Raw genomic sequence first — 18,153 nt, forward strand, 5'->3', positions numbered from 1 at the left:
GCCGATGAACGTGCTGTTCCTCATTTCCGATGACCTCACGTACACCGCACTGTCGTGCTACGGAAACACGGTCTGCCAAACGCCCAATATCGACGCGTTGGCTGCCAGCGGAACGCGATTCACCCGGGCCTACTGCCAGGGAACCTACTGCGGACCCTCGCGGGCATCGTTCATGTCCGGGTTCTATCCCCACGCGACGGGCGTGCTGGGATACAAGAACCCGCGGGCACAAATCGGCGACCGGGCGACGTGGTCCCAGCACTTCAAGAACAACGGCTACTACGCCGCGCGGGTCAGCAAAATCTTTCACATGGGCGTTCCCGGCGGGATCGAGGACCACGGCCCGGGCCGCGATTACAACGGAGCCGACGACGAACTGTCCTGGACCGAACGTTTCAACAGCCCCGGCCCGGAATGGCGCGCTCCGGGTGATGGCGAGACACTGGAAGGCAATCCCGACGGCAAGAAACCCGTGGTCGGCGGCAACACCTTTGTCGTCGTGGAGGCCGATGGGGACGACATGGTTCATAGCGATGGCAAAACGGCAAAGAAGGCGTGTGAACTGATTCGTCAGCAACGCGACCGACCGTTTTGGTTGGGTGTCGGATTCGTGCGGCCACACGTCCCCTTCGTCGCGCCGAAGTCCTACTTTCCACCGTACAAGCCCTACAGCAAACACGCCCTGCCGCCCAAGATCGAAGGCGACTGGGACGACATCCCCAAGGCCGGTATCAATTACAAAACCAGCCCAAACATGAAGATGGATCTGCGACGACAAAAGAAAGCCGTCGGAGGCTACTATGCGTCGGTCGCGTACATGGATGCCCAGGTCGGCAAGGTGCTCGATGCGCTGAAGGCATCCGGACAGGAAGACAACACGATCGTGATCTTCACCAGCGACCACGGGTACCATTTGGGCGAGCATGATTTCTGGGCCAAGGTTTCCTTGCGTGACGAATCGGCGGGGGTGCCGCTGATCATTCGGGTTCCCGGAAAGCAGCCGGCGGTCTGCCACAGTTTCGTCGAATTATTGGACCTGTATCCGACCGTCGCGACGCTCTGCGGATTGGACGTTCCGAAGCATGTGCAAGGCAAAGACATCTCGGCGATGTTGGACGACCCCAATCACCAAGTGCGCGAGTTCGCATTCAGCGTCGCGCCGATGCGGAAAGGATTCTTGATCCGCGAGGATCGATTCGCTTTCATCCAATACGAAGAAGACGCATCGGCAGGGACGGAGTTGTTTGACACGCACGCCGATCCGCAGGGCTACGACAATCTGGCCGGCGATGATCGCTATCAGGAAGTGCTGGCACGCATGCAATCCACTTTGACCCGAAAACTGGCCGAGGTTCGCGACAATGATCTGTCGCTGCAAAGCAGCGACCGGGAATCGCCTAAAGGCTAGACACCAGCGGTTGCCGGATCCCTTTCGACTTGAGTCCGTGCCAGTTGCTTGATCGACACTAAGTGACCGGCGATAATCGGCTTGTCCCCCAGTCCCCTACCGGCCTGTTGATTTAATCCGATCCTACGTGGGATCAGCCGTTTCGCGCGAGCGTACGGGTATCGAAACAGCAAAAGATCGCACCGGTGCCCGTAGGCTCGCGCCATACGGCTGATTAAATCAACTGTCCCCTACACCCCAGGCACTTCTCATGGATCGCCGAAAGTTCATTGCCGCATCCACGCTCGCCGCATCTGCCGTTGCCAGTCGCCATGCCTATGCCGCCGCCGGCGACAAGAAACGCCGCGTCGGTTTGATCGGGTGTGGCTGGTACGGGAAGTGTGACCTGCTGCAGTTGATGAACATCGAACCGGTCGAAGTCGTCTCGCTGTGCGACGTCGATTCGAACATGTTGGGCGAATGTGCGGATTTGATAGCCTCCCGCCAGGTCTCCAAGAAACGGCCGCGGACCTATGGCCAATACACCGACATGCTTGCCGAGAAAGACTTGGACATCGTGCTTGTCGCAACGCCCGACCACTGGCATGCGCTACCGATGATTGCGGCGGTCAACTCCGGTGCCGACGTGTATGTGCAAAAACCGACCGGCGTCGATGTGCTAGAAAGCAAAGCGATGTTGGACGCGGCTCGCGAAACTGGACGCGTGGTCCAAGTGGGAACGCAACGCCGTAGTACGCCGCACTTGATCGAAGCGAAGCAACGTGTGGTCGATACAGGCTTGCTCGGTGACGTCGCGCACGCTGAAGTGTGTTGTTACTACCACATGCGAGCGAAGAAGAACCCGCCGGATACCGCGCCACCGGCGTATCTGGATTACGAGACCTGGACGGGGCCGGCACCGATGCGACCGTACAACGAATTGGTCCACCCGAGATCCTGGCGAGCGTTCATGGAGTACGGCAACGGGATCGTCGGTGACATGTGTGTCCATATGCTGGACATGGTGCGATGGCAACTGGGCCTGGGATGGCCGCAGCGAATCAGCAGCAGCGGCGGCATCTACGTCGACCATGATTCCAAGGCGAACATTTCGGACACCCAGTCGGCTCGCTTCGAATTCGACGAACTGGACGTCAACTGGACACACCGCAGCTGGGGCAACGCGCCCGATCCCGATTGGCCGTGGGCGGGGATCATCTACGGCGACCGGGGCACGTTGAAACTGGATGTGCACAAGTACGAATTCACGCCCCGCGGGGGCGGCCAGAAACTGACCGGCGAAAAGCTGATCGAAACCGACAAGTACCCCACCGACGTCACCGATCAAAAGGATTGGCGGTTGGAACTGCACGTCGCGTCGGCGATACGCGGTCATATGCGAGACTTTCTTGATGCGATCGACAAGCGGTCCAAGCCGGTCGCCGACATCCTGCAGGGGCACATTTCCAGTGCATCCTGCATCATGGCGAATGTCTCGATGAAACTCGGACGGTCATTAGAATTTGATCCCGCCACCCACATCGTCGTTGGTGATGCCGAAGCGACCGACAAGCTGAAACGACCTTATCGAAAGCCTTACGCGCATCCCTCCGAAGCATAGGGAAGTTCATCGCAGGGAACCAATGCGGCCTATTGGTAAACGATGGTCGATGGAGAGGGTACGACGTCCTTTCTAGGTCGTCGTGCAGAGCCCCACGGGCGACAGCCCGGAACGGCCATCATACGTTCGACAATAGCATCGCCCTCAGCTGGACGATCGCCTAGAGGCTAACATCCGCCTAGAGGCTAACATCAACGCGAATTCGTTTTGCAGCGATTATGGAACCGATGTCAACGCGTGGAATCTGGCAACGCAAACGTCGACTCGTACCGTGGCATCTGCTTTGCCTCCCACGAGGTTTCGGATTGCTCGTTGATGAACCAGCGAGGGTGCGTGTGCGTCGTGCTCCATCGTTTCGCTTCGTCAACCATGGAGCGGACGATTTCGGGGTGTTGTGAACTCAGGTCATGAACTTCACCGAGGTCGGTCTGTATGTCGAACAGTTGCCATGACGCTTTTGGGCCTCGCTTAAGCGCTTTCCATTGATCCCGACGGATGCCCACATTGTGAAATCCGTTCCAATGACGCAACGCAAAAATCGATTCGCCCGCACGCGGCGTTTCGCCTGACGAAACAGCGTCCCAAATGTCTTTGCCGTGAAATTCTTGTTCGGCCGGCAGCGTGGCTCCGGCAAGTCGCGCGAACGTGGGATAAAAATCGAGTGCCGAGACGGGGTGTTCAAAACGCGTTGCCGCCGCAAGCTGATCCGGCCAGTGAAAGAACATCGGGACGCGGAATCCGCCTTCGCAAACGCTGCCTTTCCCTTGTTGCAGCGGCGCGTTGTTGGCCCCGGCGCCGATCTTTCCGCCGTTGTCACTAAGAAACACGATCAGCGTGTTGTCGAGTGCACCGTTGGCCTTGAGCGCGTCGACCAATCGCCCGACGCCTCGATCAACCGCATACACCATCGCGGCGTAGGTTCTTCGTTTCTCGTCTTCGATGTGTTCAAACTTGGCGAGGTCGTCTTCCTTGGCCTCCAGCGGCGTGTGCGGGGCGTTGTAGGCGAGATACAAGAAGAACGGTTGTTGTTTCTGCTCGGCTTCGTTCACAAATCGAACCGCTTCGCGCGACAACGCATCGGTCATGTACTCGCTCTCTTCAACGACCGTCCCATTGTGTTCCAGCGGCGTAATGTATTCGTTAAACCGCGTTTTTCCGGCGTTTTTCTGACGCTGGTAGATCGGCCCGTAACGCTCGGGAAAATACATGTGCCCGCCACCAAGGAAGCCGTAGAAATCGTCGAATCCACGCTCGTTGGGATGGAACTGGGGCGCGAATCCAAGATGCCATTTCCCGATCGCGCCGGTGTAGTAGCCGGCGCGTTGAAGCACCGCTGCGATCAATGTTTCCTCCACCGCTATGCCTTCGTCGTCGTACCGATCAAACTCGGTGCCGGATGGCGGAAGATTGAAGGGCGCGCCGAACACGTGGGGATACCGACCGGACAGCATCCCCATCCGGCTTGGGCCGCAAAACGGATGCGTCACATAGGCGGACGAAAAGATCGTGCCGTTTTTTGCCAACCGGTCGAGCGCCGGGGTGGTGATGTCTTGGGAACCGTTGAATCCAACATCGGCGTATCCCAGATCGTCACAGAGGATCAGCACAATATTCGGACGCGGGGCCGCGGACTGGGCACCGCTAACGCACGTAGTGACACCGAGCAAAACAAGCAGGAAAAGCAATGAATCAGACGCGATTTTTTTGACCAACGGGAACTTCTCCACTCGAAGGAATTTCAAATTCAATCGCCCCGAATCGGGCGTAGAAACGGACCTCGCCGCACGGTCACCGACCGAGTCTCGCGGTCGTTTCCAAGCGAGGGCTTTCTCAGGTACCGCCAAGTCATGGCTTGTGGGCTGCATCGAGATTCCGTCGTCCCGCTGATTTACCGCGTTTTTCCTGAGCTTTCTTTCCGATTTCGTCGGCGATCCGCGATCGGTTTTGGGGCAGAGCCCGGGCAGCGTTTAGCGCTTCAGCACTGTTCGTGTGCTCACCCGAACCGCCGTTCTTTTGGCCAACCGGGCGCAACATTGGTATCATTTGGGGCTATCTAGGAGCGAGCTCGAGTGGGGAAAGGCAGCGTCGACATCGAGTCGATTCAGGCGGTCCGATCCACGAACTCCGCGTCCGAACTCCGGAAAACTTGACCGGATCTTGATGACAGAAAGAGCTTTCTTGCAGGAGCAACTGATGACGGCGACATCGGATCCGCGGGAGATGATCCCGGGGGGATTCACACCTACATTTCATTGGCGTGTTCTGGGCACTCCGGCTCCTGTGTTTCCGGGATTTGAAATCGATATTTGTGACCCGGTCGACAAGGAATGCGAACCGGATGCCGTTTGGCATCGCAACCGCGCCAAAGGCATTCTGCGAGATCATCCGGAGGTTCGACAACTCTTTGGTCCGGCACCGATAACGGCCCTTTTTTGCGTCGCCGCGGTTGCCCTGCAACTGGGGATCGCCATCAGCTTGGTCGGACGGGCGTGGTGGATCATTGTTTTGGTTGCCTGGGGTGTCGGGGCGATCATCAACATCGCCCTGTTCAATCTCGCGCACGAGTGCAATCACGGGTTGATCTTTCGAAACAAGGCCGCAAGCCGTTGGCTTTTCACCTTCACCTCCTTGCCGATGCTGTTTCCCGGCCACCATACGTGGTGGATCGAGCACCACGTTCATCACAATCATTTGGGATCGAACAAGGACTTCGTCAAACGCCGACGCAGTATCCTGTTGGCGTTGAAAGACCGAATCTTCAATTACACGCCCGGCCCTCGCGTGCAACGGATGACGACTTGGATCACGACTCCGCTTTTCTGGCCGTTGGCGGCGTTCATGCTTGTCACCCAAATCCTGCGAGCGGTCGTGGGCTTGGTCGTGTATGCGGTCACCGCACTGTATCACCGGCGACTCAAGCCCACCGATTTCACCTTGGCAGTTTTGGCGGATGAGCATCTGGTGTCAGGCTACAAACGCTACAAGATTGAATCGTGGGCGGTGACGTATCCTTTGGTCGCCCTGGCGCTGATCTGCACCTTGTATTCGTTCTTCGGTTGGGTGCCGTTGCTCTACCTGTTTCTCAGTGCGCTATTCACGACCGGATTTCTCCATCCCTTGGCGTTCGGAATGATGCTTAGCAATTCGCATTTCCATGGGCATCAGTGCTACCAACCGAGTTCATCCAACTACGGGCCGGTCAATTGGATCACCTTTAACTTTGGCATGCACACGGAACATCATGACTTTCATTACATCCCGTGGTTTCGTTTGGGACGTTTGCGTCGGATCGCACCCGAGTACTACAACAATCTCAAGCACACACGATCGTTCAGCGCGTTGGCGTTGCAATTTGCGTTCGGCACGCGCGATGCGTTCAACAACGAGGAGTACCGGAATTCCGAGCTTCTTCGCGACAAGGGATTGCAATCTGCGGAAAGCAACGTTTTAGCCGAGGGACCGGAGACAGCCGAGATCACGATTGAATGAACACGCTGCTATAGAACTGGCAAAACGATGGGGCAAAACGATGGGGCAAAACGATTTTGCTTCGTTCAGACGCCCCGTTCAGATGGTTCGCGACAGCGGCGGGTTCCACTGGATTTTCCAGCCGGCATCGATCATCGATGCGCCGTCGCCGTTCGGTGCGGGCAACGCGTCATCTTCCAGCTCGGGCCGGTTCAGTTCCACCGAATCGTCCTCGTCGACGGCGGGTTCGGCAGGCGTCGTCTCGATGCTTTTCAAACCCGTTTTCGGCGTGCCATCGAAGGTTTCGGCCGGCTTCAGACTCATCTGAGAATTGGACGCCGGCTGGGCGATGGTCGACGACGAGTCGCTGGATTGGGCGAACGAGGAGAACCCGTGGGTGATCGCGCTGCCGAAGGGGTCGTAGTAGGTCATCGGCACGCGCATCACGGTTTGACGCGGCACGACGACGGTTTCGGTGTAGGGTTCGTAGACCGTGCGTGTGACCGGACGGCGGACCGTCTGAACGACCTCTTCGTACTCTGTGTACTGGACGGTCTGGGGAACCTTCTTGGTTTCGTAACGGATCTTGCTGGTTTGCACCGGCACCTTGCGAACTTGCTCTTCGGTGATCCAGCGCTGTTGGGTCACGGGCACCTTGCGGGTCATGGTTTTGGTGACCGGGCGTTGAACGACGTAGGGCACCTTGCGGACCATCGTCGTCGGCACCATCCGCGTTGACTGGACCGGGACGTTTTGGGTGACCACTTCGGTCTGCATCCGGGTCGTTTGGACGGGGACTTTTTGGGTGACGACCTCGCTTTGCATCCGTTGGACTTGGACGGGCACCTGGACCTGCTCGGTCACCGGCATGTACGACGTCTGGGCGACCTGTTGTTGGACGTAATTGGGGCGGTAGACGTACTGGGTCTGCGCCGTGGGCGGCGTGACGACCGGTTTGGCGACGTAACCGCCGCGGACACGGGCAAAGATCCCCAGCGGTCCCGGGGTCGCGTAAAGGCCGCGTTGGTACTGCAGGCCGTAGCCGACCGATCCCGGAGTGATCGTGGTTTGGGGGACGTAGCCGCCGGCGTCCACGGTCTGGTTGACCATCGTGGTTTGCGGGCGCAGCGTCGTGTACTGCTGCGTCTGCATTTGCGTCTCGACGACCGGTCGCTGGACGGTGTACTGCTGTTCGTAATAGCTGGTTTCGGTCACGGGCCGCTGGACCGTGTATTGCTGTTGGTACATCTGCGTTTCGGTCACCGGCCGATACGTCGTGTACTGTTCCTCGCGCTCGGAGGTTTCGGTGACGTACTCGGTTTCGGTGTACGTTTCGTCGCGATAGCTGGTCTCGGTGATCGGTTTCCAAACCGTGAATCGCTCTTCTTTGTAAGACGTTTCGACGGTGTTGACCGGGACGGTGACTTCACGCATTTCGGTGCGGGTGCGGACAACCGGGCGGAACGATTTGACTTGCTCCTCGACCATTTCGGTCCGGTACACCGGACGCATCCGCTGCACCGTCTGCTGTTCGTAACAGGTCGTCGGCTCCAGCCGGTAGGCCTGGGGATAGCAAAAATCCTGAGCGCTGGCCCCGCCGCCCGATAGACAAGCCCATCCGCCCAGAAAACAGGCAGCGGAACCGGTGAGAACCAGACTGCGAGGGAATCGTTTGCAGGAGAACTGGCGAAACATCGCGAGGAGACCTTCTGGAGCAAATAAACGTGTAAACGCGATCGACCGAGCGCATCGGGGGCCCATCTACAGGGGCACCGTGTAAGGTTACGCAGTTCATTAGCCAAATGCCAAAAAAAGAGTACAAAAACCCCTGTTTTGACTCAAGAACGCCGCGCCAGATTCACCAAATTGCCTGACTGTTTGCCCACTTCACCAGGCGGAAACTGGGGCCCCAAGGGGACAGTTTGCCGGTTGTCGCGGTCGTGCGGATTGGGGCGGTGGGTAAGAAGACTATGAATTGCACCACCATTCGATTCAGCCAATTTTCTTGCCTCCAAAATCTTCCTACCTCTCCACCCACCAACGACCGGCCGAGACGGAGGCTGACACGCGCGATCTATTTGCCGATGTTGGTCATCCATTCGGACTTGGGCAATCGGGCCAACCAGGCCAGCCACGCGTAGTTGGAGGCCGAGATCATCGCTTCGCTGTGGTTCAGGCTGAGCGCGGCCAATCCGTAGGCGGCTTTCTTGCGACCGCCGTGCATGATCTTTTCCTTGCCGTTGGCAGGCCCGACCAAGTGTGCCATTTCGTGCACCATCGCATCGGTCATGAAGATGACATCTTTGCCCTTCATGTTTTTGACGCAGACCTTGACCCGTTTGTAGTCTTCGACCTCCATGTGAAACCCACCCGGAATGGCTTCGGCGAAAATGGCGTGCCCTTCATCATTGGTGCAACTGCCTCCGGTTCGCACGAACGGTCGGACGGCACGTCGAGCGCGGGGATAGCGATTGAAGATCTTGATGATCTTGTTGATCGCGAGCACCTGTTGCTTTTCGGTCGACAAACTCTTGATTTTGAAGCAGCGGTCGACCAGATCGTAGCTCGGTTTCTCAGCCTTCGTGCCTTCCAGGTATTTCAACGCGTTGAGCAGTTCGACGACGGCGCCGAGCGCCCAGCGTTCGGCGCGATTGACCGCGGCGTTGACGCGCGTCATGACGTCCTTTTCCGAATCCGTCATCGGCACGAACGAACTCGTCCCCGGTCCGGCAGAGCCTCCGCCGCCTCCCGCCCCGCCGGCCGATCCGCCTCCGGACGCCCCCGCAGCCGGTTGCAATTCGTTCAACTTGGCCAGTGTGCGATGCCCGGGATCGACACGAGCATCGGCGCGGGCGGCCCCGAAGTGATGTTTCTGGAAGATGTAAATCGCCCGCTCGGTCTTGGGGCCGTTTAGCCCGTCGACGACCAGAATCGGGTTGGGACGCCCCTTGCCGACCGGGACTTGATTGAGGGCCTGCTGGATCGATTTGACATCGGCACGCAGGTTCTTCCCTTGCCGCCCGACCGAACCCGATATGTGAACTTGGGACGACGTCCCACCGGGTTCGTCCGAACCACTCGTCGGAGAGCAGCGACCGAACAGCCCATAACCCATGCACTCTTGGCGGTGCGCAGACATGATTCGTCCCTTGCGTTAACGGTGGCGATGAACCCAGGTTATCGTGGCGAAGGGGGGATTGTTTCGTGCTTTTTCGAAAATCTTTCACATCAGTCGCCCGGCCGGCCGGGACGCTTGCCGGTCAGACCGATCGAAAACCCCATCCACCAGAAAACGCCGATCAGGCCGGTTCGTCGCCCGAAGCGGCGTCGAAGGTGGATTCGATCTCTCGGTAGTTCGCCCGCATCGCGTCAAGTTGCTCTTTTAACCGTTCTAAATCGCGGCCGTTGTCGATCGATTCGCTCAGGATCGGCCGCAACCATTCTTGCATCAGGTGGAATTGTCCTTTGATCAAATCCGCCAACACGCGAGGGACCTTGTGTTGCACAAAGACCTTTTGATCGGGCGGTTGGGCGTTTGCTTGATGTTCGCTGATGCGTTGCAGCTGCTCCCCGGTTGTTTTGAGCGTCGCGGCGAGTTGATCGGCCGAAGCGGTCAGGCTGTGACGCAGTGAATCGATTCTCGCATCCATGCGTTCTTCGCTGCCGTCCCCGCTGGCCGCGATCGCTCGGGAGATGACCTGGCGAATGGATTCCAATCCGTCCCGCATCGACGCCAATTGACGCATCAATTGTCCCGCCTGGTCCTCGCTGTCCAGACCCTGCATGCGGATGCTTTCGACGAACGAATACTTGATGCTATCCCAGCGTTCTTTCTCTTCCGGTGTCAGGATGCCCATCAGTTCCTTGAACTTCAGCACGTTCGCTTCGTTGTCGGTCGTCAACGTCTGGGCGTCTTGTTCGTAGCTGCTGACGATCAGCGATTGCAGTTCCTTGGCGTTCATCACGCTGGCGACCTTTTCCGCCATGCGATTCATGTTCCGATAGCTGCCCTGCAATTTGAACGGCGGCTCGGTGCGATAGGCGTCGGCCTGGGCGGCGCTGCGGATGTAGGCCCGATTGACCCGCAACACGACATCGCGGACTTGAAGCAGTTTCCGCATCACTTCGTACATGTCGCGGACCTGGTCGGGCGAGAAGTTGCCTTGCAGTTCGATGCCTTCCATCGTGTCGCGTTCGGCGGCGCGGATGATGGCGCGGGCATCGTCGGGTGAAGCGGAGGAAAGCGGGGCCAGCGTGGTGTTGCTGGTCAAGCAATTTTCCAGGTAGCTCATCTCGAACGCGTCGGCAGAATCCCCGATGATCTCGCCCAGGTTGTAGACGTCGGCGCGGTTGGACAACATGTCCGGAATCTGAAACCGCTCGCCGCTTTCGGTGTAGGGATTGCCGGCCATCACGACCGACACCCTGCGGCCCCGCAGGTCATAGGTTCTTGTTTTGCCGTTGCTGACGCCCTCGATCTTTCGTGTCGCGTCACACAACGAGATGAACTTTTGCAGGAACTCGGGATGGGTGTGTTGGATGTCATCCAAGTACAACATCACGTTGTCGCCCATCTCGAGCGCCAGATTCAATCGTTCGACTTCTTCCTTGGCCGCGGCGTTGGGTGCTTCGGCGGGGTCGAGGGACGTGACCTGATGCCCGATCGCCGGGCCGTTGATTTTCATGAACACCAACCCGAGTCGATTGGCGATGTATTCCATCAATGTCGTTTTGCCGTAACCGGGCGGTGAAATTAGCAGCAGCAACCCCATTCGGTCGGTGCGTTTGTTTTCGCCGGCGGCGCCCATTTGTTTGGCCAGGTTGTCGCCGATCAACGGCAGGTAGACTTCGTCCAGCAAACGGTTGCGGACAAAGCTGGTCAACACGCGTGGCTTGAATTCGTCCAGCCGCATGTCGTCGCGGGCGGCGTCGACGAGCCTGGATTTGGTTTCGTTCAGTTTTCGATACCGCGGTACGATGTCCAACATGTAACGCCCGACGCGACGAAGCAGTTCGTGATAGTGGACGACCATCTTGCCGCCTTGGATCCGATCGTGGTTGCCCACCAATCCGCCCAGCGAGGTCGCGATTTCGACCTCGGCGATTCGCTGCCGTGAGAGGTCGCCGGACAAAATGATCCACGCCAGTTCGTCCAGGTAGTAGTGAGCCGGATCGACTTGGTTGTCGCCGTCGTGATTGGCCAAGAACGCTTTCGCCCAGTTGCGTGCCAAGACAAAGGATCGAACCGGATCGCTTTCATTGCTTTTCATCGCGGCTTCGAGCAGCGTTTGACGATCGACTTCGGGCACCGAGTCTGTGAACGCTTTGTACAATCCGGCGGCACGGGCGCTGCACACGACCTCGGGTTCGTTGTGCACCAATTGGTCGAACAGATAGTTGGCGATTCCCTCGGAGGTGACGTTGTGATCGAACAGCGGCCCCCACAGTGGATGGTCTTGCTGGGCCAATTCGGCCAGCCGCTGACGAAATTCCACCGCCGGTTCGGCCTGCGGGTAGGCTTTGGCCAATTTCGCAAAACCGCCGATCCAATCGGTCATCGCGTCGCGTGTTTTCGAATCCAGCAGTTTCTCAAACCACAGCAAGCCGGCCGCACGAACGCTGGGGGGATGCCCCAGCAGGTCGATCCGGGCGTCGATCTGCAGCAGCGCAGCGAGGATCATCGCGGCGTCGTGGTCGTGCACCCCTTTGGCGTAACCCTGGTCGAATCGCCCACCGATCTTCGATTGAATCCAGCCGGCGTCGACGGCTTCGGCGGTCAACGCCGGGCCGTGTGAGTTTCGGTTGTTGAACAGGTCCACGGCCAGGAATTCCGCGCGGTAGACGTCGCGGTTTTCGCTGATCAACTCTTGGTTCCACAGATCCTTGGCGTCCGACAGCGCCGGATCCTCCAGCGGTGCAAAAAACTGGGTGCCGGTCAGGTGCAGGCACATTGCGTCGTTGCGCAGTACCGTGGTCAGATCAAGCGGCTGGGTGTTGACGGCGAACTTCTGTTTTCCCAAACGGATGATGTGGCCGCCGTCTTCGTACAGGTCTTGCCGATCCTTCAGCTGACGCACCGAATCCTCGCGGATGGTTTTCATCCGGCTTTGCAGATCGCCGACCCGCACGGCGTCATCGAGTTCCTGCAGTTGGTCGATGATGTCGCGGACCTTTTCGACCATCAAATCGCCGGCAAAGTAGGCCGCGATGTCGTCGGCCGACTCCATCGAACGCACGCGGTTGTCGATGCCTTTGAGGATCCGATCGGCCGCCGAGGCCAGCGACTCGGCGCGGCGGTTGCGTTTCTCGACCAGTTGCACCTTGCGTGATTCGAACGCCGCGTAAACCTCTTCGCGGCGGACGGCCAGTTGTTCGATAAAGTCATCGAACTCGGCGAACTTGCCTTCCAGCTCCTCCAGCTGCACCATCACCTTGGTCAGGTATTCGTCGCAGCGATCGGGGCTGTCGCAGACGTCCAGATAGCCCGACGTGGTTTGTTCCAACAATTTCAATTGGGACGCAAACTCGGCGCGGCCTTCCACACCGACCAACTCGGACGTGCGAGCTTTGAGCGCGCTGCGAACACGGTTGACCGAGGCAAACACGTCGCCGATCGCGTCGATGATTTCGGTGCGTTTGGTCGCGTCGTCGATGCGCAGGTTGCTGACCGTTTCGGTCAACAATTCCAACTGCGATGCGGCGGCGTCGATTTCTTCGCCCAGCGACTTCGATTCGGCTACCGTCGCGACTTCCGCCACGCGATCCTTGGCCGCGGCGATGCGATTGATGTAGGGATCCAGGGCGCCGGGGGTGAGCAGAAAGTCGACACAGCGACGGCTCAACCGTTCGCTGCGCTCGGCCGTGGCGGTTTCGAGCTGGTCGACAAGTTCCAAATCGACGTAGCGGAGTTCCTTCAGCCCCAAAGCGTGCCCGCGCTGAGTTCGCAGTTCGGCCAGCGAGGTCACGAAATCATCGATCGATTCGAAACGGCTGCGTTCGATCTTCTTGATCAGCGCCTCGATCGCCGCGGAGACCTCTTTGGTTCGCGAATCCGTCTCGCGCCGGGCCCGGACGACCTTGTCGAATTCTTCGACCGCCGCATTGGACGCTTCGCGAATCTTTTGCAGCGGTTCGGCCAGCTTTTCCGTTTCCGGCTTGTCGATCCAAAAGTAGCTGTCCAGGACGTCGGACGATTTCTTGTTCAGATCGACGTACAGGCCCTCGTAGCTGTCGTCTTTGTCGATCAGCTGCAGCAGTTCGCTGCACTCGGCCATCCCCCGGACGATCTCCTTGTTGCCGATTTTGAACAGCAGCGAATCGGTTTGGTTTTCGGGGACGAAATTGGGGCCGGTGAAGGGCGTCTGCCAGATCTGCACGGCGTGGTGTTTTTGGGCTTCTTCTTGGCCGCGGAAACAGACCATCTCGCCGCGTTCGAAGAAGGTTTGTCCGTGACAGATCAGCGGCGTGTCGACGGTTTGTTTGATCAGGTTGTAGCGCAGTTGGACGTAGGTCCCGGAGGTCGGCGCGTAGAACAGGTACAGGTAGTCTTCACCGTTGGAGGCGGCGACGGTGCGTTGATAACGCATGTCGCTGAGTCCGGTTTCGAACCGTTTGAATTCGCCGGTTTGCAGGTAGTAGCCGCCGGGGAAGATCAGCCCTTGGTCGCCCGGCAGCATGACGCAGGCCTCGGCGATTTCGTCCAATCGGATCGCCTGCTGGATCTTGCTGTTGAAAACCAGGTACCGGAAGCGGTCTTCCTGGTAAGGTTTCATTTTCAGCAACACCAGGTTGCCCAAGACCGCGTAGTAGATTTCCGCGTCATCGAGCGTTTGGTCGGGGTTATCGACCGGTTCGGCATAGATGCCTTCGCCGCTGCTGGTGTTGTTTTCGACCTTGATGGTCAGGTCACCGCCGACGGTTTCCACAAACACGATGTCTTCGATCGAGATGTGGGGGTGTTCACCGTAGTGATGTTGATCGCGGGTCGTGCGCGTCCAGCGAAACTCGTGCTGGGCGGGCTCTTTGACTTCGTGTTCGCTGCGGTTGTCGATATACTCGATCGCATCGGACGTGACCCGCCATTTAAACGACTTGATGTCGCGGTTCGTCTTGCCGACCTGAAACACCATGTGCAGGATCGGGCCGGAGCGATAGAACCGTGAAAACCGCGTGTCTTTGTAGAACCGATACAGCTCGCTGAAATCGTTGTGGAAACGCGAATCACCGATCAGATCCAACGTCGCCTCGTGGAACTGGTTGTCTTCGAACCGGTAGGCCGAAAAAACATCCGAGAGTTCGATTTCCGTCTTCAATCCGAACTGGACGTTGTATCCGAACAGGAACTGATCGCCGACGGAAACCAGGTCGCGCGGGACGCAGTTGTGTTCGGTGGTGACACGTTCGGTCGAGATCAACTTGGTCTCGATATTGCCAAAGACTTCCGCCCGCGACTCGTTCAGTTTGGCAAGCCGGGAACGCAGGTCGTCGGCGGCATCACGCAAACGATTGCGGAGAACTTCGTAGGTGCCGGCGGCGAGTTGGGAGTCGGGCATGGATTGGCTCCCGGAGGGTGATGGGGGAAGCAGGCGGCGAATTCAGCTGACGGAATCAAGGGGGCATCGGGGCTGAGTCCCGGGCCGCCGGTGGCGGCACAGGAAGGCTTCGCCGGACTCGTTTCACAGAGCGGAGGGCAAAGCGAGAGCACGGCCCCTCGCGGTCGATCGCGAGGGGCCGCGACGCCGCCGATTACGCTAAACCGCCTTTCAGTTTTTTACCATTGTCGGAACTGCCGCCCAGCAGTCGGCTGGTTTTTTGGTCGGCGATGTTGGCCGATCCGGCCATCCCGAGCAGACTGGTCAATTGCGATCGCATGTCGTCGGTGTCGGCCATGCCCATCATCTTGGCGATCAACGCCGCGATGGACAGGTCTTTGACGCCGTCGGTGTCCAAGTTGAACTGTCCGATCATTTTCGTCAGCTGATCACGAAAGTACTCCGCGTTGCCATCGAAGAACGTGTCCTTGATGTCGGTCGCGACGCGGCTGTTGTAGACGAATCGGTCGATCGCTTTTCCGCCCTTGACGGCCGAAGTGATCTGGTCGAAGAACTCGCCGTCGCCGCCGACGATGTCGATGCGAGCGGCCTTGAGTGCTTCGCCGACCACACCGGCTTGGCTTTCGGCGATGCCACGCTGGGCATCGATCGCCGCGATCTCGACTTCCTTTTCCTTGTTCAGCTTCAGCTTGAACTCTTCGTGTTCCTTTCCGACGCTGTCGAAGATCTTCATCGCTTCGGCCTTTTCGGTGATACCGGTCGCCTCGCTGCGATACTTTTCCAGTTCGACGCTGGCTTCGGCCATGCCTTGTTTTTCGACCGCGGCCGCTTTGGCTTCGATGCCCTTGGCTTCGGCAACCGCTTTCTTTTCCAGGACGGTCGCTTGGGCCGACCCTTCTTTTTCCAGGCTGACCGCTTTGGCTTCTTGCACGCGTGCTTCGGCCAATCCGGCCGCAGCGGCCTTGGCGGCGTCGGCTTCGGCCAGCATCTTGGCGGCCGCCGTTTCTTTCTCCGCCGCATCGCGTTTGGCTTCCGCCTCGATGCGGATCTTTTCGGCCAACAGCTCGCTGGATTCCTTTTCCGCTTGGGCCAACTTGGTTTGGCGAATCAGCTCTTCTTCGGCCTTCATTTCCGCCGCAGTGATTTGAACCTTTTTTGCTCGCTCGGCCTTGGCGATTTCTTCGGTGTCCTTGATGCGTTCTTGCTCTTCGACGACCGCTCGTTCGACGGCGACGCGTTCGCGAATCACCTCTTGGATGTTTCGCTTTTCGGTTTCGATCGCCTTTTCCTTTTCGACTTCGGCGACGCCGACCACCCGCAGGCGTTCGGTGGCTTCCAGGTCACGGTCTCGATTGACGCGTTCGAGTTCGACGGCGTCGGTTTTTTCCTTGTTCCGCTGGGCGACCAGGATTTGACGGTCTCGGTTCTCCGAGGCGATGCCGAGTTCTTCTTCGGTCGCGATCCGGGCCCGTTCGGCTTCCAGTCGCTGTTCCTCTTCGACCTTTCGGGCCGAGGCCTGTTCGCGGGCGGTGATTTCGGCGATTTCGCGTTTCTGTTTCTCAACCGCTTCGACGCGTTGGCGCTCCAACGCGAGGATGGTCTCTTCGGCTTCGACGTCCTGCTTCTTGAGCGTCTTTTCCTTGTCGCGGGTGAACTGGTTTTCCTTGACCTTTTCGGCACTGGTCAGTTCGGTGATCTTCTTGATCCCCTCGGCGTCCAGGATGTTGTTGGGCGAGAGCAGTTCCAGGGGAGTTTGTTCCAGATAATCGATCGCCGCGTCGTCGAGCCGGTATCCGTTCAAGTCGGTGCCGATGACCTTCAGGATTTCGTCCTTGAACTTGTCGCGTTCGTCGTACAGTTCGACAAAGTCAAATTGCTTGCCGACCGTCTTTAATGCTTCGGAGAATTTGGCGTCGAACAGTTCACGAAGTGTTTCAAGTTCCGAACAGCGACGGGCGCCGATCGATGCGGCGACCTCCTTCATCTCTTCTTCGCTGCTGTCGACGCGGATGAAGAAGGCGACTTTGATGTCCGCGCGGATGTTGTCTTTACAGATCAAACCTTCGCTGCCCTGGCGGCTGATTTCAAAACTTTTCAGCGACAGGTCCATCAGTTCGTAACGATGGATCACCGGGACGATCAACATGCCGTTGCCGGTGACGACATCCATCTTGCCCATCCCGGTTTTGACGATCGCTTGGTCCGGGCCGACCACCATGTAACACTTCTTGATGGTCGCGACGATGCCTAGAAGCACCACAAAGAGAATCCCGACGCCGATCAGGACACTCGTCAGCAGGCCTTCGGCCAGCAGCGGGGTCGCAAGAGTACTCCAAGTCATCACGATTGGTTCTCCGGTTCAAGTTCAGTAACGGTGTAGATCCGTTTGGTTGGGTCAAACTCTGTAATCCGCACTTCCGTCCCTTTCGGAATCACTGCCCCCGTTGTGCGGACATTTAACAAAAGCGGAGCGGCATTCGTCCGAAACTTAGCTTGCCCAAAGCTGGGGGATGCCTCGATCGACGAAATTTCGCATGTCGCCCCGAGCAACCGGTCTTTGTCGTAACCGGGCTCGGGCGAAAACTTTCCGACCACCGGCTGGGTGACGAACTTGGTCGCCACCACGGCGATGACAAAGTTGCGCGCCGCCAGCAGGACCGAAGGCAGCCAGATCGGTTGATACCGTGAGGCGTCGAATCCGTGCCAGAGGCCGTAGGAGACCATCCAGAACAGGACGGTGAACGCCCCGAACCAGATCACCAACGGCACGCGTCCGAAGTTGGACCAGCGGACCGTCGTGGCCGCAAACCCGCCCAGGAAATCGAGGCCGACCGGATGTCCGACTTCGGCATCGCCGCCGGCGACATCGAAATCGACCGCGTCCAAATCCGGCGTGCCGAGGTCCACGTCCATGTCCAAGTCGGCGTCCAGATCGATGTCAGGCGCCCCCAAATCCAATTCGATCAACCCGACCAAGGCCACCAGGGTGTACATCACCATCAGGCAAACCAGAATCGACGCCGGCCAGACGGGACCGACGAACATTCGATTGGCGAGATCTGTCAGCACTTCTTCCACAGCGGTCATGCCCAGGCAAGAGTCATGCGATTCCTAAACCGACTCGT

Annotated in this window: 9 protein-coding genes; 3 read left to right on the plus strand and 6 right to left on the minus strand. The window is 58.5% G+C overall.

Features of this window, described 5'->3' with window-relative positions:
- Positions 1 to 4: 4 nt before the first annotated feature.
- Positions 5 to 1,408: a sulfatase gene (locus tag Mal15_RS08290; RefSeq protein WP_233903532.1), complete on the plus strand. Its 1,404-nt coding sequence runs from the start codon at positions 5 to 7 to the stop codon at positions 1,406 to 1,408.
- A gap of 250 nt (positions 1,409 to 1,658) precedes the next feature.
- A complete protein-coding gene (locus Mal15_RS08295; RefSeq protein ID WP_147867334.1) occupies positions 1,659 to 3,008 on the plus strand; it encodes a Gfo/Idh/MocA family protein in 1,350 nt (449 codons plus the stop codon).
- Between the two features lie 230 nt (positions 3,009 to 3,238).
- Here the strand turns inward: Mal15_RS08295 and Mal15_RS08300 are convergent, their stop codons facing one another.
- On the minus strand, positions 3,239 to 4,873 hold the full coding sequence (locus Mal15_RS08300) for a sulfatase-like hydrolase/transferase (RefSeq protein WP_147867335.1): 1,635 nt from the start codon (positions 4,871 to 4,873) through the stop codon (positions 3,239 to 3,241).
- A gap of 295 nt (positions 4,874 to 5,168) precedes the next feature.
- Between Mal15_RS08300 and Mal15_RS08305 the strand changes: the two genes are divergently transcribed.
- A complete protein-coding gene (locus Mal15_RS08305; protein ID WP_147867336.1) occupies positions 5,169 to 6,497 on the plus strand; it encodes a fatty acid desaturase in 1,329 nt (442 codons plus the stop codon).
- A 78-nt stretch (positions 6,498 to 6,575) separates the two neighbouring features.
- On the opposite strand, the gene Mal15_RS08310 is transcribed toward Mal15_RS08305, so the two are convergent.
- The 5 genes from Mal15_RS08310 to Mal15_RS08330 form a co-directional block, all read right to left on the minus strand.
- On the minus strand, positions 6,576 to 8,171 hold the full coding sequence (locus Mal15_RS08310; protein ID WP_147867337.1) for a hypothetical protein: 1,596 nt from the start codon (positions 8,169 to 8,171) through the stop codon (positions 6,576 to 6,578).
- Positions 8,172 to 8,550: 379 nt separating this feature from the next.
- Positions 8,551 to 9,615 (minus strand): peptidoglycan-binding domain-containing protein, encoded by a 1,065-nt coding sequence (locus Mal15_RS08315; RefSeq protein ID WP_147867338.1) that lies wholly within the window; start codon positions 9,613 to 9,615, stop codon positions 8,551 to 8,553.
- Positions 9,616 to 9,775: 160 nt separating this feature from the next.
- Positions 9,776 to 15,028 carry a DNA repair ATPase gene (locus Mal15_RS08320; protein ID WP_147867339.1) on the minus strand — a complete coding sequence of 1,751 codons (5,253 nt, stop codon included), beginning with the start codon at positions 15,026 to 15,028 and terminating at the stop codon, positions 9,776 to 9,778.
- A gap of 193 nt (positions 15,029 to 15,221) precedes the next feature.
- Positions 15,222 to 17,369, minus strand: coding sequence for a flotillin family protein (locus Mal15_RS08325; protein WP_147871909.1), 2,148 nt, complete (start codon positions 17,367 to 17,369; stop codon positions 15,222 to 15,224).
- Positions 17,369 to 18,115, minus strand: a complete 747-nt coding sequence (locus tag Mal15_RS08330) for an OB-fold-containig protein (RefSeq protein WP_147867340.1) — start codon at positions 18,113 to 18,115, stop codon at positions 17,369 to 17,371. The genes Mal15_RS08325 and Mal15_RS08330 overlap by 1 nt, the downstream gene beginning before the upstream one ends.
- Positions 18,116 to 18,153 lie beyond the last annotated feature (38 nt).

It is taken from the genome of Stieleria maiorica (genome assembly GCF_008035925.1).
Classification (GTDB): Bacteria; Planctomycetota; Planctomycetia; order Pirellulales; family Pirellulaceae; genus Stieleria; species Stieleria maiorica.